Annotated in this window: 16 protein-coding genes; 10 read left to right on the top strand and 6 right to left on the bottom strand. The window is 73.2% G+C overall.

Annotation, left to right across the window (positions count from 1 at the left end; all coding sequences use genetic code 11):
• Positions 1-128: 128 nt before the first annotated feature.
• Entirely contained in the window at positions 129-1,418 is a 1,290-nt protein-coding gene (locus tag QHG49_RS14220) for an ATP-binding protein (protein WP_301489976.1), read from the top strand.
• A complete protein-coding gene (locus tag QHG49_RS14215; RefSeq protein ID WP_159704254.1) occupies positions 1,415-2,161 on the top strand; it encodes a response regulator transcription factor in 747 nt (248 codons plus the stop codon). The genes QHG49_RS14220 and QHG49_RS14215 overlap by 4 nt, the downstream gene beginning before the upstream one ends.
• A gap of 73 nt (positions 2,162-2,234) precedes the next feature.
• Here QHG49_RS14215 and QHG49_RS14210 read toward each other — a convergent pair whose 3' ends face one another.
• A complete protein-coding gene (locus QHG49_RS14210) occupies positions 2,235-3,305 on the bottom strand; it encodes an NlpC/P60 family protein (RefSeq protein WP_301492775.1) in 1,071 nt (356 codons plus the stop codon).
• A 343-nt stretch (positions 3,306-3,648) separates the two neighbouring features.
• Between QHG49_RS14210 and QHG49_RS14205 the strand changes: the two genes are divergently transcribed.
• Both QHG49_RS14205 and pcrA read left to right on the top strand, forming a co-directional pair.
• Positions 3,649-4,002, top strand: coding sequence for a hypothetical protein (locus tag QHG49_RS14205; RefSeq protein ID WP_159704256.1), 354 nt, complete (start codon positions 3,649-3,651; stop codon positions 4,000-4,002).
• A 458-nt stretch (positions 4,003-4,460) separates the two neighbouring features.
• A complete protein-coding gene (pcrA, locus tag QHG49_RS14195) occupies positions 4,461-6,965 on the top strand; it encodes a DNA helicase PcrA (protein ID WP_301489975.1) in 2,505 nt (834 codons plus the stop codon).
• A 61-nt stretch (positions 6,966-7,026) separates the two neighbouring features.
• Here pcrA and QHG49_RS14190 read toward each other — a convergent pair whose 3' ends face one another.
• Together QHG49_RS14190 and QHG49_RS14185 are read right to left on the bottom strand one after the other, a co-directional pair.
• Positions 7,027-8,577, bottom strand: a complete 1,551-nt coding sequence (locus tag QHG49_RS14190) for a M23 family metallopeptidase (RefSeq protein WP_301489974.1) — start codon at positions 8,575-8,577, stop codon at positions 7,027-7,029.
• Positions 8,578-8,805: 228 nt separating this feature from the next.
• Positions 8,806-9,660 carry a triacylglycerol lipase gene (locus tag QHG49_RS14185; RefSeq protein WP_145482965.1) on the bottom strand — a complete coding sequence of 285 codons (855 nt, stop codon included), beginning with the start codon at positions 9,658-9,660 and terminating at the stop codon, positions 8,806-8,808.
• A gap of 209 nt (positions 9,661-9,869) precedes the next feature.
• Between QHG49_RS14185 and QHG49_RS14180 the strand changes: the two genes are divergently transcribed.
• Complete coding sequence (locus tag QHG49_RS14180; RefSeq protein ID WP_301489973.1) at positions 9,870-10,292, top strand: cobalamin B12-binding domain-containing protein; 423 nt, start codon at positions 9,870-9,872, stop codon at positions 10,290-10,292.
• 483 nt (positions 10,293-10,775) lie between these two features.
• Here QHG49_RS14180 and QHG49_RS14175 read toward each other — a convergent pair whose 3' ends face one another.
• Both QHG49_RS14175 and QHG49_RS14170 read right to left on the bottom strand, forming a co-directional pair.
• On the bottom strand, positions 10,776-12,410 hold the full coding sequence (locus QHG49_RS14175; protein ID WP_301489972.1) for a DUF5691 domain-containing protein: 1,635 nt from the start codon (positions 12,408-12,410) through the stop codon (positions 10,776-10,778).
• 38 nt (positions 12,411-12,448) lie between these two features.
• On the bottom strand, positions 12,449-13,783 hold the full coding sequence (locus QHG49_RS14170; protein WP_301489971.1) for an SWIM zinc finger family protein: 1,335 nt from the start codon (positions 13,781-13,783) through the stop codon (positions 12,449-12,451).
• A 132-nt stretch (positions 13,784-13,915) separates the two neighbouring features.
• Here QHG49_RS14170 and QHG49_RS14165 point away from each other — a divergent pair, with 132 nt between their 5' ends.
• The 5 genes from QHG49_RS14165 (at position 13,916) to sucD (ending at position 21,208) form a co-directional block, all read left to right on the top strand.
• Positions 13,916-15,055 (top strand): AAA family ATPase, encoded by a 1,140-nt coding sequence (locus QHG49_RS14165; protein WP_159704268.1) that lies wholly within the window; start codon positions 13,916-13,918, stop codon positions 15,053-15,055.
• Positions 15,052-17,448: a DUF5682 family protein gene (locus QHG49_RS14160; protein WP_301489970.1), complete on the top strand. Its 2,397-nt coding sequence runs from the start codon at positions 15,052-15,054 to the stop codon at positions 17,446-17,448. The genes QHG49_RS14165 and QHG49_RS14160 overlap by 4 nt, the downstream gene beginning before the upstream one ends.
• Entirely contained in the window at positions 17,445-18,602 is a 1,158-nt protein-coding gene (locus QHG49_RS14155; protein ID WP_159704272.1) for a VWA domain-containing protein, read from the top strand. The genes QHG49_RS14160 and QHG49_RS14155 overlap by 4 nt, the downstream gene beginning before the upstream one ends.
• A gap of 515 nt (positions 18,603-19,117) precedes the next feature.
• Positions 19,118-20,296 carry an ADP-forming succinate--CoA ligase subunit beta gene (gene sucC / locus QHG49_RS14150; protein ID WP_145482985.1) on the top strand — a complete coding sequence of 393 codons (1,179 nt, stop codon included), beginning with the start codon at positions 19,118-19,120 and terminating at the stop codon, positions 20,294-20,296.
• 27 nt (positions 20,297-20,323) lie between these two features.
• Positions 20,324-21,208, top strand: a complete 885-nt coding sequence (sucD, locus tag QHG49_RS14145; protein ID WP_145482987.1) for a succinate--CoA ligase subunit alpha — start codon at positions 20,324-20,326, stop codon at positions 21,206-21,208.
• Between the two features lie 109 nt (positions 21,209-21,317).
• On the opposite strand, the gene QHG49_RS14140 is transcribed toward sucD, so the two are convergent.
• The gene (locus tag QHG49_RS14140; protein WP_301489969.1) at positions 21,318-22,385 is read right to left on the bottom strand and encodes a helix-turn-helix domain-containing protein; all 1,068 of its coding nucleotides are present in this window, start codon (positions 22,383-22,385) and stop codon (positions 21,318-21,320) included.
• Between the last annotated feature and the right edge of the window lie 107 nt (positions 22,386-22,492).

Raw genomic sequence — 22,492 nt, 5'->3', positions numbered from 1 at the left:
CGAACCGCGTGGACCGGCCGGAACCGGTGCGGGAGCGAGGCCCCCGACCCGGCCCCGGGGAAGATCAGGGGCGTCTCGGGGACGGACCCTGATGCCCCGCCCCGGCCGGCCGTGTGACCATCGATGCCATGCCGGAAGCCGCAAGCCTGCCACTCGACGACCCGCGGCCGCCGCGCAAGCTCTACCGCAGCGGCGACGGACGCTGGCTCGGCGGAGTGGCGCGGGGCCTCGCCGGGCACCTCGGGCTGCCCGTCGTCTGGGTCCGGCTCGCGTTCGCCGGCCTGTTCATGGCCAACGGCCTGGGCGCGCTGCTGTACGCGGCGTTCTGGTTCTTCGTCCCGCTCGGCGTCGGTGGCGTCGGGGGACAGAAGACGTCCCCGGTCACCGCCGAGACCACGCCCGGCGGCCGCAGAAGACTCGTGGCCCGCAAGCCGGACCGCGGTCAGATGGTCGCGCTGCTCCTCATGGTCATCGTGTCCACGGTCTTCGTGGGCAGCGTCAATCCGACCGGCGCGGCCAAGGCGTATCTGGTGCCCGCCGTGCTCGTCGCGGCAGGTGTCGCCCTCGTCTGGCGCCAGGCGGACAACGCCCGCCGGGCCCGCTGGGTCGAGGTCGGCCGGCACCGCCGCACCCTGACCCTGGTGCGCGCGGCCGCCGGTGTCCTGCTGGTCACGGCCGGCGTCTCGGCGATCTTCGTCCTCCAGGGTTCGGCCGCCCACCTCGGCGCCGTCCTCCAGGCCGCGCTCGCCGTCCTCGTCGGGATCACCCTGCTCGCCGGTCCGTATCTGGTCCGGATGACCCAGGACCTCTCCGAGGAGCGGCTGATGCGCATCCGCGCCCAGGAGCGGGCCGAGGTCGCCGCGCATGTCCATGACTCCGTGCTGCACACCCTCACCCTGATCCAGCGCAACGCGGACAACGCGGGCGAGGTCCGCCGCCTCGCCCGCGCCCAGGAGCGCGATCTGCGCACCTGGCTCTACAAGCCGGAAGGCACCGGCAAGGACGAGGCCGACGAGCCGGACACGGTCGCCGAGGCGGTGCGGCGCAATGCGGCCGAGATCGAGGACAAGCACGGTGTGCCCATAGAGGTGGTCGTCGTCGGCGACTGCCCGTTGGACGAGCGGATCGGCGCGCAGATGCAGGCCGCGCGCGAAGCGATGGTGAACGCCGCCAAGTACGGTGGCGACGGCGGCGCCGTGCAGGTCTACGCCGAGGTCGAGGGCAGCACGGTGTTCGTGTCCGTGCGCGACCGCGGCCCGGGCTTCGACTTCGACTCGATACCCGCCGACCGGATGGGCGTCAGGGAATCGATCATCGGACGCATGGAGCGCAACGGCGGCACGGCCCGGCTACGGGCGGTGCCGGGGGGCGGCACGGAGGTCGAGCTGGAGATGGAGAGGGCGGAGAAGGCGGCATGAGCGACGCGACCGAGGCGAACGGCACGGCGGAGGCGGCGGAGGTGCCCGCGATCGGCGGGCTCGCCGAAGGCGGTGCGGGCGGGCGGCACGTCCGGGTGGTGCTGGTGGACGACCACCGGATGTTCCGTACCGGCGTACAGGCGGAGATCGGCCGGACCGCCACGACCGGTGTCGAGGTGGTGGGCGAGGCCGCGGACGTCGACCAGGCGGTCACCGTCATCACCGCGACCCGGCCCGAGGTGGTCCTCCTCGACGTCCATCTGCCGGGCGGCGGCGGGGTCGAGGTGCTGCGCCGGTGCGCGGCGCTGATGGCGGACGCCGAGCAGCCGGTGCGCTTCCTCGCGCTGTCCGTGTCGGACGCGGCGGAGGACGTGATCGGGGTGATCCGCGGCGGCGCCCGCGGCTATGTCACCAAGACCATCACCGGCACCGACCTGGTGGACTCGATCTTCCGGGTGCAGGAAGGGGACGCGGTCTTCTCGCCGCGCCTGGCCGGGTTCGTCCTGGACGCCTTCGCCTCCACCGACGCCCCGCCCGTGGACGAGGACCTGGACCGCCTCACCCAGCGCGAACGGGAGGTGCTGCGCCTGATCGCCCGGGGCTACGCGTACAAGGAGATCGCCAAGCAGCTCTTCATCTCGGTGAAGACGGTCGAGTCCCACGTCTCGGCGGTCCTGCGCAAGCTCCAGCTGTCCAACCGGCATGAGCTGACGCGGTGGGCGACGGCGCGGCGGCTGGTCTGACCCCGGCGGGGCGGACCCCCGGCCAGCGGTCCGGGGCCATCTACAGGGCCTCACACCTACAGTCGCAGGCCCCTCACACCACCCTCGTCGCCCCCGCGAACGGCATCTGGTCGATCGGGGCCACCCGGACCGGGGCCGAGGGGTTGGGGGCGTGGATCATGCGGCCGTTGCCGATGTAGAGGCCGACGTGGCTGATGCCGGAGTAGAAGAACACCAGGTCGCCGGGGCGCAGTTCGGAACGGGAGACACGGCGGCCCGCGTCGATCTGGGCGTAGGTGGTGCGGGGGAGGGACACCCCGGCGGAGCGGTAGGCGGCCTGGACCAGGCCCGAGCAGTCGAAGGAGTGGGGGCCGGTCGCGCCCCACACATAGGGGCTGCCGAGTTTGGCGAAGGCGTAGGCGACGGCCGCCGCGGCGCGGGAGTCGGGGGCGGCGACGGCCCCGGCCTGTGCCTGCCCGGCGTCGCCGGCTGCCCGGGCGGCGTGTCCCGGGGTGGTGCCGCCGGTGTCGTCGGCGCCGGTCACCTGGTCGCGTTGCGACGGGGTCAGCTCGGCCAGCAGCCGTCGGGCCTCGGTCAGCTTGCCCGTGACGGACGCCTTCTGCCGCCGTAGTTCGTCCTGGTGGGACTTCAGGGTCTTCAGCTCGACGCGGGCGGCGCCGCGCAGCCGCTCGATCTCCTGGAGCTGTCGGCGCACCTGGGAGACGTCGGCGGCCTGCCGGTCGCCGGCGCGTTCGGCGAGAGCGGCGTCGTCCAGGTAGCGGTTCGGGTCGCTGGACAGGGCGAGCTGCCAGGCGGGAGCGATGTCACCGGAGCGGTACTGCGCGGCGGCGAAGGTACCGAGCGCGTCCCGGGCGGAGTTGAGCTTCCGCGTCTTGCGGGCGGCCTCGTCGCGCAGCGCGTTCAGCCGGCGTTCGCCCGCGTCCGCCTGCTCCTTGGCGCCGTCGTACTTCTGCGTGGCGGTCTCCGCCTCCCGGTACAAGGTGTCCACCTCGGTCTTCACCTGCGTGGGCGTCAGCCGGGGCTCCGCTTGTCCGGTGCCCTCGAAGCCCGTCGCGGTGGCCGCCCCCGCCAAGGCGAGGATGGCCGCCGTCCGGGCCGTACGCCCCCCGAACGGGTGCTGCCGTGGCCTGCGGTGCGCTGCCACCTGTGCCGTCACGTCCTTTCGTACGACTGATGCCGGTCGATGCGACCGATACGTCCGATGCGGGCCCGGCGCTCGGGGCCGGGTGCCTGGAGGAGGACGCTAAGCCGGACGGTGACGAGTTGGTAACGCAGTGTGCGGAAAAGGCTTCGATGGGGCGGTACGTGTCCGTATGCGATCGAGTCGGAAGGGTCGAGATGTCTCCTTTGTGCAGCGAGGTGACCGAAGGGCGAGAAGTGACGAAGGAGAGAGCGGCGGGGTGCTATGGGCCGCATTCGTGCGGGATGCGGCCGATGACCGGGGGCGGTGACGGGAGGTCGCGGGGCGCTGGTTAGGCTCCCGCTCCATGGACGTACTCATCCATCTCTTCGTCGGCCTGCACATCATCGGCATCGCCGCGTTGCTCGGTGGTTTCCTCACGCAGATGAAGGCGATGGGCCAGGGCACGGCGCGGTTCGTGCCCGGGATGCTGCACGGGGCGCTGACCATGCTGGTCACCGGTGTGGCCCTGGTCGGGCTCAATCAGGCGCAGGGCGCTCAGATCAACACCGTCAAGATCGGCATCAAGCTGGCGCTGCTGATCGTGATCCTCGGCCTCGTCTACGTCAAGCGGGACGAGGAGCGGATCGACAAGGCGCAGTTCGGGCTGGTCGGCGCGCTGACCGCGACGAACATCTTCATCGCGGTGCTCTGGACCTGACCTCGCCGGACCCGGCGCGGGCCGTGCGCACCGCGTCGGTGACCGTGCCCGCGGCCACCCGGAGCCACCCGGCCACCGCCACCCGGAGCCACCTGGCCACCGCCACCCGGAGCCACCTGGCCACCGCCGCCCAGACCAGCACGTGTGCCGGGCCCTCTGAGTCAGGGGACGCCCACGGCGGTCGCGACGGACAGTGTCGCCGCGGCCGTCATGCCCAGCGGGAAGACCGTCGCCCACCGGCGCTCGTCGTAGCGGAGCCGGCGGCGGACCGCCTCGGCGCCGATGCCAGGCAGGGCCCTGGGCCGGGCGACGCGGGCACGCGCGCGCGGGGGTGCGGGGGCGCGAAAAGATCCGAACGGGACGAGGTCAGGGACGGCACCCGTGATTTCCCCGGCTTTACCCTCAGGTTTCCGGGAGCGGGACCGGTTGTCGGTGGGGCGCCCTAGACTCGGAAGGCGATGAGCAGCCTCTTTGACGACAGCTTCCTGGCGGATCTCCAGGCCCCGCGTGGGCACGAGGAGGAACATGCGCCGCCCCCCGAGGACGATCACACTCCGGAGCCGATTCCGGAGGATCTGTTCGGCGGGAAGTTCGACGTGCCGCCGGACCGGGACACCCACTACCGCGACGGCGCCCCGCGCCCCCCGCTGGACGCGGCGGCCCTGCTGGAGGGGCTGAACGAGAACCAGCGCGCCGCCGTCGCGCACGCCGGTTCCCCGCTGCTCATCGTGGCCGGCGCCGGTTCCGGCAAGACCCGTGTGCTCACCCACCGGATCGCCCACCTGCTCGCCGAGCGCCATGTGCACCCGGGGCAGATCCTCGCGATCACCTTCACCAACAAGGCCGCGGGCGAGATGAAGGAGCGTGTCGAGCAGCTCGTCGGCCTGCGGGCCAACGCCATGTGGGTGATGACCTTCCACAGCGCGTGCGTGCGCATCCTGCGCCGGGAGAGCAAGAAGCTCGGCTTCACGTCGTCGTTCTCGATCTACGACGCCGCCGACAGCAAGCGCCTGATGGCCCTGGTCTGCCGCGACCTGGACCTCGACCCCAAGCGCTTCCCGCCCAAGTCCTTCAGCGCCAAGATCAGCAATCTGAAGAACGAGCTGATCGACGAGGAGGACTTCGCGGCCCAGGCAGCCGACGGTTTCGAGAAGACCCTGGCCCAGGCGTACGCGCTCTACCAGTCGCGGCTGCGCGAGGCCAACGCGCTCGACTTCGACGACCTGATCATGACGACGGTCCATCTGCTGCGCGCCTTCCCGGACGTCGCCGAGCACTACCGCCGCCGCTTCCGGCATGTCCTGGTCGACGAGTACCAGGACACCAACCACGCCCAGTACGCGCTGGTCCGCGAGCTGGTCGGCACCGGCGCGCACGACACGGACGTACCGCCCGGCGAGCAGGACCTCCCGCCCGCCGAACTGTGCGTCGTGGGTGACGCGGACCAGTCGATCTACGCCTTCCGCGGCGCGACCATCCGCAACATCCTCCAGTTCGAGGAGGACTACCCGAACGCGACGACGATCCTGCTGGAGCAGAACTACCGCTCCACGCAGACCATCCTGTCCGCCGCCAACGCGGTCATCGAGCGCAACGAGTCCCGCCGCCCGAAGAACCTGTGGACCAACGCCGGACAGGGCGCGCGGATCACCGGCTATGTCGCCGACACCGAGCACGACGAGGCCCAGTTCGTCGCCGACGAGATAGACCGCCTCACGGACGCGGGCGAGGCGCGCGCCGGTGACGTCGCCGTCTTCTACCGGACCAACGCCCAGTCCCGTGTCTTCGAAGAGATCTTCATCCGCGTCGGTCTGCCCTACAAGGTCGTCGGCGGGGTCCGCTTCTACGAGCGCAAGGAGGTCCGGGACGTCCTCGCCTACCTGCGCGTTCTCGCCAACCCCGAGGACTCGGTGCCGCTGCGCCGCATCCTCAACGTGCCCAAGCGGGGCATCGGCGAGCGCGCCGAGGCGATGATCGACGCCCTCGCCCAGCGCGAGAAGATCAGCTTCCCGCAGGCGCTCAAGCGGGTGGACGAGGCGTACGGCATGGCCGCGCGCTCCACCAACGCGGTCAAGCGCTTCAACACGCTGATGGAGGACCTGCGCACCATCGTGGAGTCCGGCGCCGGACCGGCCACGGTCCTGGAGGCCATACTCGAACGCACCGGCTATCTCGCCGAGTTGCAGAACTCCACCGACCCGCAGGACGAGACCCGCATCGAGAACCTCCAGGAACTCGCCGCCGTCGCCCTGGAGTTCGAACAGGAGCGCGGCGAGGGCGAGGCGGCACCGGACGCCCCCGCGGCGGGCGGCACACTGGCCGACTTCCTGGAGCAGGTCGCCCTGGTCGCCGACTCCGACCAGATCCCCGACGAGGAGGACGGCGACGGCGTCATCACCCTGATGACCCTGCACACCGCCAAGGGCCTGGAGTTCCCGGTCGTCTTCCTGACCGGCATGGAGGACGGCGTCTTCCCGCACATGCGCGCCCTCGGGCAGGTCAAGGAGCTGGAGGAGGAGCGGCGCCTGGCGTACGTGGGCATCACCCGCGCGCGGGAGCGGCTGTACCTCACGCGGGCCGCGATGCGCAGCGCCTGGGGGCAGCCGTCGTACAACCCGCCCTCCCGCTTCCTGGAGGAGATCCCGGCCACCCATGTGGACTGGAAGCGCACGGGGGCGACGGCGCCGCTGTCCTCCGGGCCCGCGTCCGGGGTGGCGGCCTCGCTGTCCTCCTCGCGTTCGCGTTCCTCGGCCTCGGGCGCGTCCGGCTTCGCCACGCGGCGCACCGCGGAGAAGCCGGTGGTCGGGCTGTCCGTCGGGGACCGGGTCACCCACGACCAGTTCGGTCTCGGCACGGTCGTCGGAGTCAAGGGCACGGGCGCGAACGCGGAGGCGACGATCGACTTCGGCGACACCAAGCCGAAGCGGCTGCTGCTGCGGTACGCGCCGGTGGAGAAGCTGTAGGCAGGCAGACACGAGAAGGGGCCCTCGCCGACCGGCGGGGGCCCCTTTCGTCAAGGCGTCACTACGTGGGGTCGAGCCCGTGGCTGCGCAGCCACGGCAGCGGGTCGATCGCCGCCCCGCCCCCGGGCCGTACCTCGAAGTGCAGATGCGGGCCGGTGGAGTTGCCGGAGTTGCCGGAGTCGGCGATCGGCTGGCCCGCCTTGACGGTCGTACCGGGCGCGACGACATAGCGGGAGAGGTGGCAGTACCAGGTCTCCGTGCCGTCCTTCGCGGTCAGGATCAGCATGTTGCCGTAGGCGCTGTTCCACTTGGTGGCGACGGTGCCGTCGGTCGCGGCCCGCACCGTGGTGCCGTAGGCGACGGGGAAGTCGATGCCGGTGTGCACGGACATCCAGTTGACGCCGGCCTGGCCGAAGTAGGCGCTGAGGCCCTTCTGGAGGACCGGCAGCATGAACTTGGGCCGCAGCCGTTCCTTCAGCGCGGCCTCCGCGGCCGCCTTCTTCTTCTCCTGGTCCTGCTGCTGCTTGAGGTCGATCCGCTCCTGGGTGCGGCTCGCCCGGTCGGCGAAGTCGTCGGCGCCGGCCGACAGCCCCTTGAGCTGGGTGTCCAGCTTGCTGTTGGCGACCGACGGCTGGACCGCGTGCGCGTCCGAGGCGGAGGCGGTGGTCTCGGTGGAACCGCCGTCGTGCAGGGCGCCGACGGAGGCCGCGGCGATCCCGGCGACCCCCATCACACAGGCCGAGGGAACGGCGACGGTCAGCAGCGCGGAGCGCTTCGCGGGCGTACGACGCCGGGAACGCGCCCCGGCCCGCGCACCCGCGCGCCCACCCGAGGGGACCGGAGCCGGTGCGGGCTCCTGCTGCTCCTCCAACAGGTGCGTTACGGCGCCGAGTTCACCGGTGCCGTCCGGTTCGGCGAACCCCTCGAAGGTCGCGGTCTCCTGCTGGTCGAACGGCACGGTGTCCGGTTCGTACGGCACGCCGTCCGGTTCGTACGACACGCCGTCCGGTTCGTACGACACGTCGTCCTGCTGGTACGGCATGCCGTCCTGCCCGTACGGAGCCGCCTCCTGCTCGTACGGCGCGGCCTCCCGCTCATCGCCCGCCGTCGAGGCCGGGCCGCCGGAGTTCCACTGCGTGGCGTCGTACGCGCCCGTGTCGAAGGTCTGGGTGCCCCAGTCCCACTGCTGCGTGGCGTCCGGGGTGCCGGACTGCTCGGGGTGCAGCCAGGCACCCGTGTCCCACTGGCCGCTCACCTCGTTGCCGGTGGCCTGCGAGGGGACGGTCCAGGCGGTGCTGTCGTAGGCACCCGTGTCGTAACCGGCCTCGTGCTGGGCCGCGTAGGCGCCGTAGGCCGGGGTCTGGACGGTGCCGGTGTGCCATGGGCCGGTGGCATATTCACCCGCGGTGTCGCCGGGGAAGTGCCCGAAGAGCGGGTCCGGGCCGACGCCGGTGGCGGAACCACTGGTGAAACCGGTGGTGTCGTAGCCGCCGTACGTGGTGAAGTCGTCGTAAGGGACTTCCGGAGTGCCGTACGACGCCGGGGGCGCCTCGGAGGCGTCGGAAGCCGGGGCCGGGGTGGTCAGGGTCCCCGACGGGTGACGGTCGTTCACCAACTTCTCTTTCGCCTCGACAACAGGGGCTGCCAGAGCAGTGCGGCGACTGTACCCGGCGGTATGCGGGCGCGACAATCTTCGACCGGTTTCGCTGAGCCGGAAACGGGCATTCGGCGTTGTTTCGGGGGGCGCTCGACCCGAGTTTGGCTTTCTGTTCGATGTGTGTTCGATGTCAGGCCGCTGTGCGGCGGTGTCGTACGGCCCTCACGGCCCGCTCGGACGGCCTCACGCCACGGTCAGGCCGTTCGCGGGCCGCTCCTTGGCGTCGGCGAAGTCCAGCGCCTCGCGTATCCCGGCCGCCACTGCGGGGTGCACCGGCAGGGCGAGATGGCCGATGCCGGTCACCCGGATGTTGCGCGCGTCGAGGTCGGGGTGGTCGATGCAGGCCGTCTCCAGCGGGTCCATCAGCGGGTCCAGGTCGCTCCAGAAGCTGACGAACCGGGTGCGGCAGCCGGGCGCGGGACGGCCCAGCTCCTCGATGACCTGCGAACCGGGCCGCATCTGGCGCACGATGGGATGAGCGTCGGCCAACGGCGCGACCCGGGTGCCGGAGTGCGGGGTGCCGAGGGTGACCAGTGTGCGTACGCGCAGGTCACCGCCCATGCACTGCACGTAGTACCGCGCGATCAGACCGCCGAGGCTGTGCCCCACGATGTCCACCCGGTCGCTGCCGGTGCGCTCGCAGATCCCCTCCACATGCCGGCCGAACAACTCGGCGGCGGTGCGGATGTCGCAGGTCAGCGGGGAGTAGTTGAGCGATTCCACGTGCTGTCCGCCGTGCTGGGCGAGGCTGCGTCGCAACAGTACGAACACCGAGCGGTTGTCGATGAAGCCGTGCAGCAGCACGACCGGGGGACCGGGGCGGACGGGCAGCCGGGCGGTGCCGTCGGGCGCGGCCACGGCCGCGAGGCGCTCCTGGAAGAGGCCGGTCGGATACAGCAGGACGTGTCCGGCCAGGATGGCGGCGTCCAGGGCGGTCGCCTTCAGCAGCGTCACCGACAGTCCGGCCGGTCTGTGGGGCCACAGCCGACGGCAGTACGTGTACGGGGAGAAGAGTGGCACTACTCCGGTGACCTTCATGGCCGACCTCCCGTCGGCACACCGGAGGACGGCTCCATCCCCCGTGTGCCTTTATGTCCCACTCAAAGAATTCCCCGTCGTCGCGCTCCGTAAAACAGCTGGGCGCGGGATGCTGGAGACAACGTCCGTTCGTCCCGCGACGGGTGGCGGGGCGTGCCGGAGGTGCGGTACTTGTCGGAAGGCGGTGTGGTCGTGTGAGGGAGGCAGTGATGAGTGTGGCAGCAGGTCCGATCCGTGTGGTGGTCGCCAAGCCGGGCCTCGACGGCCACGACCGGGGGGCCAAGGTCATCGCGCGCGCCCTGCGGGACGCCGGGATGGAGGTCATCTACACCGGGCTGCACCAGACGCCCGAGCAGATCGTGGACACCGCGATCCAGGAGGACGCCGACGCGATCGGCCTGTCCATCCTGTCGGGCGCGCACAACACGCTGTTCGCCGCGGTCATCGACCTGCTCAGGGAGCGCGACGCCGAGGACATCCTCGTCTTCGGCGGCGGCATCATCCCGGAGGAGGACATCCCGCCGCTGAAGGAGAAGGGCGTCGCGGAGATCTTCACCCCGGGCGCGACGACCGCGTCGATCGTGGAGTGGGTCAGGGAGAACGCGCGTCAGCCGGCGGCGTCCGGGGGGTGAGGCGCTGCGGCGGGCGGGCCCGTCGCTCTGCCGGGCGGGACGGCGTGGTCCCGCCGTGTGCCCCAGCATGCCCGTGTGCCCCAGCATGGCCGCGTTCCCCCAGCATGCCCGTGTGCCCGTGTGCCAGCATGCCCGTGTGCCCGTGTGCCCGTGTGCCCGTGTGCCCGTGTGCCGGTGGGTCCGCCGGTCGGTCCGTCGTCGGGTCCGTGGTGCGCGCCACCCGCCCCCGTACCGCCCCAGCGGCGCCCGCCCGCCTGTCGGTCTCCCGCGCCCGCGTGCCACCCCCGCTCGCTCTCCCCGTGCCGTCCCGGCCCTCCCCGCGCCGCCCCCGCCCTCCCCGTGCCGTCCCGGCCCCCCCCCGTGCCCTTCCGGCGCCCGCCTGCCGGTCCCGCGCCCGCATGCCGCCCCCGGTCCCCCGTGCCGCCCCCTCCCCGTGTGCCGCCCCTGCCCCCGTACCGATGGCCCCCGCCCCGGCCCCCGATGTCACCCCACGCCCATGCCCTGCGTCGGTCTCAGCTCCTCGGCCATCGCCGCCCGCAGCCGCAGCGTCGTGACGAGCCGCTGGAACGCCTCCGCCCAGTAGCCCCCGGCGCCCGGCGCGGCGTCCTCGCGTTCGTCGGGTACCGCCAGCAGCGACTGGAGCCGGGCCACCTCGGCCGGGACCAGGCAGCGTTCCGCGAGGCCCATCACCCCGCTGAAGCTCCAGGGGTAACTCCCCGCGTCCCGGGCGATGTTGAGGGCGTCCACGACAGCCCGGCCCAGCGGCGCCGACCACGGCACCGCGCACACGCCGAGCAGCTGGAACGCCTCCGACAGACCGTGGGCCGCGATGAACCCGGCGACCCACTCGGCGCGCTCCGCCGGTTCCAGCGTGGCCAGCAGCTTGGCGCGCTCGGCCAGGGACACCGCCCCCGGGCCGCCCGCCTCCGGTGCCGACGGGGCGCCGAGCAGCGCCCGCGACCAGCGCGCGTCCCGCTGCCGCACCGCCGCCCGGCACCAGGCCGCGTGCAGCTCGCCCTGCCAGCCGTCCGCCACCGGCAGCGCCACGATCTCCCGCGCGTCGCGCCCGCCGAGCCGGTCCGGCCAGCCGCCGAGCGGTGCGGCCTCCACCAACTGGCCGAGCCACCAGGACCGTTCGCCCCGGCCGGCGGGCGGGGTGGCCACCACGCCGTCCCGCTCCATGCCGGAGTCGCATTCGTGCGGCGCCTCCACCACGATCAGCGGCCCGTCCCCCGAACGGTCCAGGGCCACACACGCCGTGGCCCGTACGGCCATCCGGGCGGCCAGCGCCGAACCCGGCAGCGCGGACAGCAGTTCCGCCGCCGTGGCCCGGACGTTGCGGCTGCGGTCGCCCAGTGCCTTCTCCAGGAACGGCTCGTCCGCCGCGGACAGGCCCGAGCGCAGCGAGTCCAGGAACATCAGCCGGTCCTCCGCCCGCTCCGTCGGCCAGGTTCCGGCCAGCAACGCACGGGCCAGGTCGGGGGAGCGGGCCCGCAGCGCGCCCAGCAGGGCCACCCGCTCGGCGAACAGGCCCTCCTCCCACAGCCGTCGTACCGCCTCCGTGTCCCCGGGATCCGGGAGCGCCGCGCCGCCGCCGGGGGCCGAGCGCAGGGCGAACCGCCAGTCCGGGTTGAACCGGGCCAGCCACAGCGCCCGGGGCCCGGCGAAGGCCAGCGCCGCCGGGCGCAGGTCCGTACGGCCCCGGGCCGCGTCCAGCAGCGCGGGGAGCGCCTGCGCGGGGGCCGCGTACCCGTGTCCGTTGGCCGCCGCGAGCCATTGCGGGAGCAGCTCCATCAGGTCGGGGGAACTGCCCCGCCGCCCGCCGCCGGTGCCACCCGGACGGTCGGCCAGCAGCGCCGTCAGCCGCCCGGCCGCGGCCGGGGGCAGCGCCGGGCGGGGATCCTCGGGCGCCCGCTCCGGCCGCCGCCCGGCCCGCGCGGCCCGCAGTCCGGCCCGCCGTCGTACGGTCGCCTCGGCGGCCGCGTCCAGCAGGGCGACGGGGGCGGGGCGGCCGGGCGCGAGCCGCGCGGGCGGGCGCCGGTCGGTGCCGAGGAGGGCGGTGGTGACCAGGTCCTCCCAGTCGCTCGCGGCGTCCGGGTGGGATGCGCTGCCGTTCATCGCGTTGCCTTTCCTTCGGGTGGAGTGGGGCGGGGCGGTCAGCACAGCGGCACCGCCTCCCCGCCGCCCTCCGGCCATGCGGTGAGCGGGGTGAAGCCCCGGTGGCCGCACTCGCCGAAGACCGTGACCGGGGCGCCGCCGGACAGCGCGAGCAGGCGCCACAGGCCGGGGCGGGAGCGGGCCGCGCGGGTCAGGGGCAGGGCCGAGTCCGCGCCGGCGTCGGCCAGTTGCCACTGTTCGCCGTCCGGGACCGGGACGACCCGCTCCAGGACCGCCGGGACCGACTCCAGCCAGGGATCCTCGCGCAGGGCGGTGCCGTACCGGGCCACCGCCTCGCCCGTGGTGACACCCGGTGGACGCGGACCGGCCGGGGCGGGCGCCGCGAACCGCTCGCCCAGCGCGGCCCGGAGCTGACCGGCGCCCGGATACGCGGTCAACTCGGCGTCCAGGGCGAGACCCACCGGCAGGGACAGCTCCGGGGCCCGGCCGCCCGCGCCGTAGGACAGCAGCAGCCGGATGCGGTGCGACGCGGTGCCGTACAGCCATATCCGGCGGGTCGTGAGCTTGGCGTCCGCCGTGTCGTACTGGGCGAGGACCAGCCAGCGGTCCCGCTCGGGCGGCCCGTCGGCCGGGGCGGGCAGGCCGAGCCGGGAGCGGATCGTGGCCGCGAGGGGCTCCGGCAGCAGATCGCGGCGCAGCCAGCCCTGGTCCAGCAGATGCACCAGCGCGCACTCCTCCAGCAGCCGGGCCGGCCAGCCCGCGCCGGACGCCGGTATCGCCCCCAACTCCCGCACCCGCGCGGCCAGTCCGGGTGCCTGGGCGTCGACCATGCGGGCCGCGGTCTCCTCCCACAGTCCGTACCCCGCCTGTTCGGCCGCGGCGAGGCCGCCGCGCAGCAGGTCGGCCAGCCGCTGCTCCAGCTCGGCCGCGCCCGCGGTGACCCGCTCGGCCCGGCGCTCCGCGCGGCGCCGCGCCGCCTCCGGATCGGCGGCCCCACCGCCGCCGTCCGGCCCCTTGTCCGCCGCGCGCTCGCGTCTGCCCGAGAGCCACTGCTCGGCCCAGTCCGGCGGCTCGGCGCGGGCCGGCACGGAACCGTCGTCCCCCGCCCACAGCAGAAGCAGCCCGAGCGCGTGCTTGCACGGGAACTTACGGCTCGGACAACTGCACCTGTACGCGGGCCCGGTGAGGTCGACCACCGCTTGGTACGGCCTGCTGCCGCTGCCCTTGCACAGCCCCCACACCGACTCCTTCCCGCTCCCCGCCTCGGACCACGGACCGGCCGTGCCGAGCCTGCCGCCCGCCTTGCGTGACGCGGCGTCAGGCGCCAGTGCCAGCACCTGGTCCGCGGTCCAGCGCACCCCCTGCTCAGTCATGTCCCCGACGGTAGATCCCCCCACTGACAATCGGCTTCGAGCGGACGTTCGTGCTGGTCAGAGCGATTGTCAGTGGGGTGGTCCATCGTTGGTGGCAGATCCGAACCGGCCGAGCTGGAGGGGGCCTCAGCCATGTCAGCCAACCTTGCGTCCACGCCATCGAAGACCGCCGCACCGCACCCGGGCGAGAGCACGGCGGCCCTGCGGCCGCACGCCGAGGACGCGTTCGCATCCGAACTCGCCGCGCTGGCCGCGCAGGACGACCGGCCGCGCCCGGCCCGCTGGAATCTGTCGCCGTGGGCGGTGGCCACGTACCTGCTCGGCGGCACCCTGCCGGACGGCACGGTGATCTCGCCGAAGTACGTGGGCCCGCGCCGGATCGTCGAGGTCGCCGTCACCACGCTCGCCACCGACCGCGCCCTGCTGCTGCTCGGGGTGCCCGGCACCGCCAAGACCTGGGTGTCGGAGCATCTGGCCGCCGCCGTCAGCGGCGACTCGACCCTGCTGGTCCAGGGCACCGCCGGCACCCCCGAGGAGGCCATCCGCTACGGCTGGAACTACGCGCGGCTGCTCGCCCACGGCCCCAGCCGCGACGCCCTCGTGCCCAGCCCCGTCATGCGCGCCATGGCCGAGGGCATGACCGCCCGGGTCGAGGAGCTGACCCGGATACCGGCCGACGTGCAGGACACGCTGATCACCATCCTGTCCGAGAAGACCCTGCCCGTCCCGGAGCTGGGGGAGGAGGTCCAGGCGGTCCGCGGCTTCAACCTCATCGCCACCGCCAACGACCGCGACCGGGGGGTCAACGACCTCTCCAGCGCGCTGCGCCGCCGCTTCAACACCGTCGTGCTGCCGCTGCCGGAGAGCGCCGAGGCCGAGGTGGAGATCGTCAGCCGCCGCGTCGAACAGCTCGGCCGCTCCCTCGACCTGCCGGCCGCGCCCGACGGGATGGCGGAGATCCGCCGCGTCGTGACCGTCTTCCGCGAACTGCGCGACGGCCTGACCGACGACGGCCGTACGAAGGTGAAGTCGCCCAGCGGCACCCTCTCCACGGCCGAGGCGATCTCCGTCGTCACCGGCGGACTCGCGCTCGCCGCCCACTTCGGCGACGGGGTGCTGCGCCCGTCCGATGTCGCCGCCGGCATCCTCGGCGCCGTCGTCCGCGATCCGGCGGCCGACCGGGTCGTCTGGCAGGAGTACCTGGAGACGGTCGTGCGCGAGCGGGAGGGCTGGACGGACTTCTACCGCGCCTGCCGGGAGGTGAGCGCATGACCGGCGCCGGTCCGCTGCTGCTGGGGGTGCGGCACCACGGGCCCGGCTCCGCCCGCGCGGTGCGGGCCGCGCTGGACGCCGCCCGGCCCGCCGGCGTCCTGATCGAGGGGCCGCCCGAGGCCGACGCGCTGATCCCGTTGGCCGCCGACCCGGAGCTGCGGCCGCCGGTCGCCCTGCTCGCCCATGCCGTGGACGAGCCCGGCCGCTCCGCGTTCTGGCCGTTCGCCGCCTTCAGCCCGGAGTGGGTGGCCCTGCGCTGGGCGCTGGAGCACGGCGTCCCGGCCCGCTTCATCGACCTGCCGGCCGCCCACACCCTCGCCTGGGACACCGGACTCCCGCCTGCGAAAGGGGAGGAGGGTCAGGCGGGCGAGGAGGAGCAGGTCCGCGTCGACCCGCTCGCCGCCCTCGCCGAGGCCGCCGGGTACGACGACCCCGAGCGCTGGTGGGAGGACGTCGTGGAGCACCGGGGGCCGGGGGAGCAGGACCCCTTCGCCCCGTTCGAGGCGCTGGCCGAGGCCATGGGCGCGCTGCGCGAGCGGTACGGCGCGGGCGGGCGCCCCCGGGACCTGGTGCGCGAGGCGCAGATGCGGCTCCACCTGCGCGCCGCGCGCAAGGAGTTCGGGGACGCGGTGGCCGTGGTGTGCGGGGCCTGGCACGTGCCCGCGCTGCGTGAGAGGACGACGGTCGCCGCCGACCGGGCGCTGCTGAAGGGGCTGCCCAAGGTCAAGGCCGACCTGACCTGGGTGCCCTGGACGCACCGCAGGCTGGCCCGGTCGAGCGGCTACGGCGCGGGCGTCGACTCGCCCGGCTGGTACGGCCATCTCTTCCACGCCCCCGACCGGCCGGTGGAGCGCTGGCTGACCAAGGTGGCCGGGCTGCTGCGGGAGGAGGACCGGATCGTCTCCTCCGCGCATGTCATCGAGGCCGTACGGCTCGCCGACACCCTCGCCGCCGTGCGCGGACGCCCGCTGCCCGGCCTGGGCGAGACCACCGACGCGGTGCGCGCGGTGATGTGCGACGGCTCGGACGTGCCGCTCGCGCTGGTGCACGACCGGCTGGTGGTCGGGGACGTCCTCGGGGAGGTGCCGGAGTCGGCCCCCGCCGTGCCGTTGCAGCGCGACCTGGTGCGGCGGCAGCGTTCGCTGCGGCTCAGGCCGGAGGCGCTGGAGCGCGAGCTGGAGCTGGATCTGCGGGGGGACACGGACGCGGGCCGCAGCAGACTGCTGCACCGGCTGCGGCTGCTCGGGATCGGCTGGGGGGAGCCGGGCCCCTCGCGGGGGAGCACGGGCACGTTCCGGGAGACCTGGCGGCTGCGCTGGGAGCCGGAGCTGTCGGTGCGGGTCGCGGAGGCGGGCGTGTGGGGGACCACCGTGGCCGCGGCGGCGCGGGCCCGGGCGGAGGCGGATGCGGCGGCCGCGGGGACCCTCGCCGACGTCACGGCACTCGCCGAGCGGTGCCTGCTCGCCGGTCTGCCCGACGCCCTGCCCGCGGTCATGCGCGCGCTCGCCGACCGCGCGGCCCTGGACACGGACGTCGGCCACCTCGCCCAGGCCCTGCCCGCCCTCGTCCGCTCCCTGCGCTACGGCGACGTCCGCGGCACCGACACCCACGCGCTCTCCGAGGTCGCCGCCGCCCTCGCCGAACGCACCTTCATCGGCCTGCCCCCGGCGTGCACCGCCCTCGACAGCGAGGCGGCGGAGCGGATGAGGGGGCATGTGGACGCGGTGCACACGGCGGTGGGGCTGCTGGGGGAGACGGCCGCCGCGGGTGCCTCCGCCGATACGAGCACGGCGACCACCGGCTCCGGTGAAGGCGCGGTCCCGGTCACCGGTGACGCCGACCGCGGCCCGGGTCTCGGGGGGCTGCGGCGGCGGTGGCGCGGCGTGCTCCGGGGGCTCGCGGGGCGGGAGGGCGTGGCCGGGGTGGTCCGGGGGCGGGCGGCGCGGTTGCTGCTGGACGAGGGGGAGCTGGGGGGCGGCGAGGCGGCGCGATTGATGGGGGTCGCGTTGTCGCGGGGGACACCGCCCGTGGAGGCCGCCGCCTGGATCGAGGGCTTCGTCGGCGGGGGCAGCGGCATGCTGCTGGTGCACGACGAGCGGCTGCTCGGCCTGGTCGACACCTGGCTGACCGGGGTGCCGGCGGAGGCGTTCACGGACGTACTGCCGCTGCTGCGGCGCACGTTCGCGGCGTACGACCCGGGGGTGCGCAGAACCCTCGGCGAGCTGGTGCGGCGCGGACCGGGGGAGCGGGGCGGCCCCGTGGCCCGGAGACTCACCGCACCGGGCTTCGGCGCCGATGCGGATGCCGGGCGCGCCGACGCCGTACTGCCCGTGCTGCGGCTGCTGCTCGGGACGACAACCGACGAAAAGAGCCTCACGGGGGTGGGCGCATGACGACCGGGACGGCACCGACGGAGCGGCTGCGGCGCTGGCGGCTCGTGCTCGGCGGGGAGCAGGCGGACGGCACCGGATGCGCGCTGTCCGGGCGGGACGCGGGGATGGACGGGACGCTGGCCGCGCTCTACGGCAAGGGGGACAAGCCGCGGTCCGGCCGCGAGCGCACGGCCGGGCTCGGGGCGTCGGCACCGTCCGTGGCCCGCTGGCTCGGCGACATCCGCACCTACTTCCCGTCCTCCGTCGTCCAGGTCATGCAGCGCGACGCCATCGACCGGCTCGGACTCTCCGCCCTGCTCCTGGAGCCGGAGATGCTGGAGGCGGTGGAGGCCGATGTGCACCTGGTCGGCACGCTGCTCTCGCTCAACAAGGCGATGCCGGAGACGACGAAGGAGACGGCGCGGGCGGTCGTGCGCAAGGTGGTGGACGACCTGGAGAAGCGGCTCGCGACCCGCACCCGGGCCACCCTGACCGGCGCCCTGGACCGCAGCGCGCGGGTCGGCCGGCCCCGCCACCACGACATCGACTGGAACCGCACCATCGCGGCCAACCTCAAGCACTACCTGCCCGAGTACCGCACGGTCGTACCGGAGCGGCTCATCGGCTACGGCCGCGCCTCGCGGTCGGTGAAGAAGGAGGTGATCCTCTGCGTCGACCAGTCCGGCTCGATGGCGGCGTCCGTGGTCTACGCGTCCGTCTTCGGCGCGGTCCTCGCCTCCATGCGGTCGATCAGCACCCGCCTGGTCGTCTTCGACACGGAGGTGGCCGACCTCACCGACCAGCTGGACGACCCGGTGGACGTCCTCTTCGGCACCCAGCTCGGCGGCGGCACGGACATCAACCGGGCGCTCGCCTACTGCCAGGCGCACATCACCCGGCCCGCCGAGACCGTCGTCGTGCTGATCAGCGACCTCTACGAGGGCGGGATCCGCGACGAGATGCTCAAACGGGTGGCGGCGATGAAGGCGTCCGGGGTGCGGTTCGTGACCCTGCTCGCGCTGTCCGACGAGGGCGCGCCCGCCTACGACCGGGAGCACGCGGCCGCGCTCGGCGCGCTCGGCGCCCCCGCCTTCGCCTGCACCCCCGACCTGTTCCCGGAGGTGATGGCGGCGGCACTGGAGAAGCGGCCGCTGCCGATACCGGAGACGGCGTAACGAAGGGGGGAAACGGGGAACCCGGGCGGCGTACGGGGCGTCGGAGGGGGCATCGGGTGGCTGGCACATCAGCTCGTCGCCCGGCCACCTCGCTCCGCGGGGCGGCCGCACCCGGTCGGCCGAACGCCATCGGACCGGACCGGGCGGAGCCTCGCGGATGGGGCGGGTGGTCCCCATTGGGGTGGGGATCAACCGTTCCGGCCCCGGCGCCATCGGGGCGGTCCGGGGGCCTCACCGGGTCGACCCCAGCCCGGTGAGGCCTCGTACCCGTCGGTAGGGTGAGGATGTTGCGGCACGGCGTGCCAGGGAACCCGGCATCATGTGACAGGTATCACCGCTCGCGTGTGACCCTCGATTTAGGGAGCCCCCGCAAGCGGCGATAACCTGCGAGACGGACATGCCGCGCGCTCGGACACCGTGTGCGCCCCCCTAGTGACAAGCGGACGTCACGTTGCCCTTCGCGGCACGCCCACGCATCCAACGAACCGCGAGATCACTGATAGGGACGGAAGCGCGTGGACCTGTTCGAGTACCAGGCGAGGGACCTCTTCGCCAAGCACGATGTACCGGTGCTGGCCGGTGAAGTCATCGACACGCCTGAGGCGGCGCGCGAGATCACCGAGCGTCTGGGCGGCAAGTCCGTCGTCAAGGCGCAGGTGAAGGTCGGTGGTCGTGGCAAGGCCGGCGGCGTCAAGCTGGCCGCCTCCGCGGACGAGGCCGTCGCCCGTGCGACGGACATCCTCGGCATGGACATCAAGGGCCACACGGTCCACAAGGTGATGATCGCCGAGACCGCCCCGGAGATCGTCGAGGAGTACTACGTCTCCTTCCTCCTCGACCGTGCGAACCGCACCTTCCTCTCCATCGCCTCCGTCGAGGGCGGCATGGAGATCGAGGAGGTGGCGGCCACCCGCCCCGAGGCCGTCGCCAAGACGCCGATCGACGCGATCGACGGCGTGACCCCCGAGAAGGCCCGCGAGATCGTCGCGGCCGCCAAGTTCCCGGCCGAGGTCGCCGACCAGGTCGCGAACGTCCTGGTCAAGCTGTGGGACACCTTCATCAAGGAGGACGCCCTCCTGGTCGAGGTCAACCCGCTGGCCAAGGTCGCCTCGGGTGACGTCATCGCCCTGGACGGCAAGGTCTCCCTGGACGACAACGCCGAGTTCCGTCACCCGGACTTCGAGGCGCTGCACGACAAGGCCGCGGCCAACCCGCTGGAGGCCGCCGCCAAGGAGAAGAACCTCAACTACGTCAAGCTCGACGGTGAGGTCGGCATCATCGGCAACGGCGCGGGTCTCGTCATGAGCACCCTGGACGTCGTCGCGTACGCCGGTGAGAACCACGGTGGCGTGAAGCCCGCCAACTTCCTGGACATCGGTGGCGGCGCCTCCGCCCAGGTGATGGCGAACGGCCTGGAGATCATCCTGGGCGACCCGGACGTCAAGTCCGTCTTCGTGAACGTCTTCGGTGGCATCACCGCCTGCGACGAGGTCGCCAACGGCATCGTGCAGGCCCTGAAGCTCCTGGAGGACCGCGGCGAGAAGGTCGAGAAGCCGCTCGTCGTCCGCCTCGACGGCAACAACGCCGAGCTGGGCCGGAAGATCCTCACGGACGCCGCCCACCCGCTGGTGCAGCGCGTCGACACCATGGACGGCGCGGCCGCGAAGGCCGCCGAGCTGGCCGCCGCCAAGTAAGCACGAGGACGAGGACACCGACACACCATGGCTATCTGGCTCAACAAGGACAGCAAGGTCATCGTCCAGGGCATGACCGGCGCCACCGGCATGAAGCACACCAAGCTCATGCTCGGTGACGGCACGAACGTCGTGGGCGGCGTGAACCCGCGCAAGGCGGGTCAGACCGTGGACTTCGACGGCACCGAGGTACCCGTCTTCGGCACCGTCAAGGAGGCCATCGAGAAGACCGGCGCCAACGTCTCCGTCATCTTCGTGCCGGAGAAGTTCACGAAGGACGCGGTCGTCGAGGCCATCGACGCCGAGATCGAGCTGGCCGTCGTGATCACCGAGGGCATCGCCGTGCACGACTCGGCGGCGTTCTGGGCGTACGCCGGCAAGAAGGGCAACAAGACCCGGATCATCGGCCCGAACTGCCCCGGCATCATCACCCCGGGTCAGTCGAACGTCGGCATCATCCCGGGCGACATCACCAAGCCGGGCCGCATCGGCCTGGTCTCGAAGTCCGGCACGCTGACGTACCAGATGATGTACGAGCTGCGTGACATCGGCTTCTCGACCGCCGTCGGCATCGGTGGCGACCCGATCATCGGCACCACGCACATCGACGCGCTCGCGGCGTTCCAGGAGGACCCCGAGACCGAGCTCATCGTGATGATCGGTGAGATCGGTGGTGACGCCGAGGAGCGTGCCGCCGCGTTCATCAAGGAGAACGTGACGAAGCCGGTCGTCGGTTACGTCGCGGGCTTCACCGCGCCGGAGGGCAAGACCATGGGTCACGCCGGCGCGATCGTCTCCGGTTCCTCCGGTACCGCGCAGGCGAAGAAGGAGGCCCTGGAGGCCGCGGGCGTCAAGGTCGGCAAGACCCCGACCGAGACGGCGAAGCTCGCCCGCGAGATCCTGGGCGCGTGATCTTCTCGGCAGAGCTGGGCTTTTCGACGAGCTGAGCCTCCGACCCGAACGCCGGTAGGCCTGTCCCGTTCCCCGGGGCGGGCCTACCGGCGTTTTCGCTCGTCGTGTGTCACCTCGGCGTCGGCTCGATCCGTTCGCCGCCCGACGACGCCTCCCCGCGGAGCTTCGCCCGCAGGGCCAGTTCGTCGCGGGACAAGGGGCCCATCGGGACCGCGCGGGGGACGCCCTCGACGGCCTGGGCGGGGGCGATCGGGGGTTCGTAGTGGGTGGGAGCGGTGCGCAGCGTGAGCGCCGTCGCGCCGATGATCGTCACCGTGAAGGCGATCGCCGCCCGGGTCCAGAAGACGTTGCGGCGTTCGCCGAGCGTGCGCACCGTCGGGGGGCGGGACGCGCGCAGGCGTTCGCGGGAGGACAGTTCCGTCAGCCGGCGGTGCAGCAGCGCCGTGTCCGCCAGCTCGGGGACCCACGCGGCCATCGCCGCCCGCGCGTGCGTCAGCCGGTTCGCCGCCGCCGGCGTGCTCGCCTCCGTCTCCGCCGCCGTCTCCGGGAGGTCGAGGCCGACCCCGTCGTACAGCACGAGCGTGCGCCGGTACGACGGCGGCAGCTTGAGCAGCGCGCCCAGCAGATCCCGGTCCGCCGGGTCGGCCGGTGGCGGTTCCGGGTGCCGGTAGCAGGGGCGGAACCGGTGCCAGGGCGAGAGCGCGCAGTCGTACGCCACCGCCCTCACCCACCCGGCCGGGTCCCGGTCCCTGGCCACCTCGGGCCAGCGCTGCCAGGCCAGCTGGAAGGCGCGCTCCACCGCCTCCCGGGCCAGTTCGCGGCGCCCGCACAGCAGATAGGTCTGGCGTACGAGCGCCGGGGCGCAGAAGGCGTAGAGCGCGTCGAAGGCCTGAGCGGGCGTCAGCGGCTCGGGTTTTCCGGGGCCCATGGTGCCGGGGCCCGCCTCTTCGGACGGATCGTCAGGAGCCGCCGATGGCGTGAACGCGGCGAGGAACTCGGCGTACGCCCGCCCCTCGGCACCGGTCGGCGCCCGGCGCCCCGACTCCCAGGCGCGCACCGTGGCGCGGGCCACCCCGAGCTGCGCGGCCAGCTGAGCCTGGGTCAGGGAGCGGGACTGGCGCAGGCGTCGGCGTTCCTTCGGCGGCGGCAACGGGCTTGCGGAGATCTGCGTGCTCACCGTGCACCCTTTCGTACGATAAGTGACATAAACATATATTGAGCGACACTACGGTGCTTCACCTGTTACGCCGGGAAAGCGCGTGTCGTTGGGACCATGGCCGGGTG

The organism is Streptomyces sp. WP-1 (assembly GCF_030450125.1).
GTDB lineage: Bacteria > Actinomycetota > Actinomycetes > Streptomycetales > Streptomycetaceae > Streptomyces > Streptomyces incarnatus.
The sequence above is the reverse complement of the archived record's forward strand: the minus strand, read 5'-3'. Positions and strand labels throughout refer to the sequence as shown.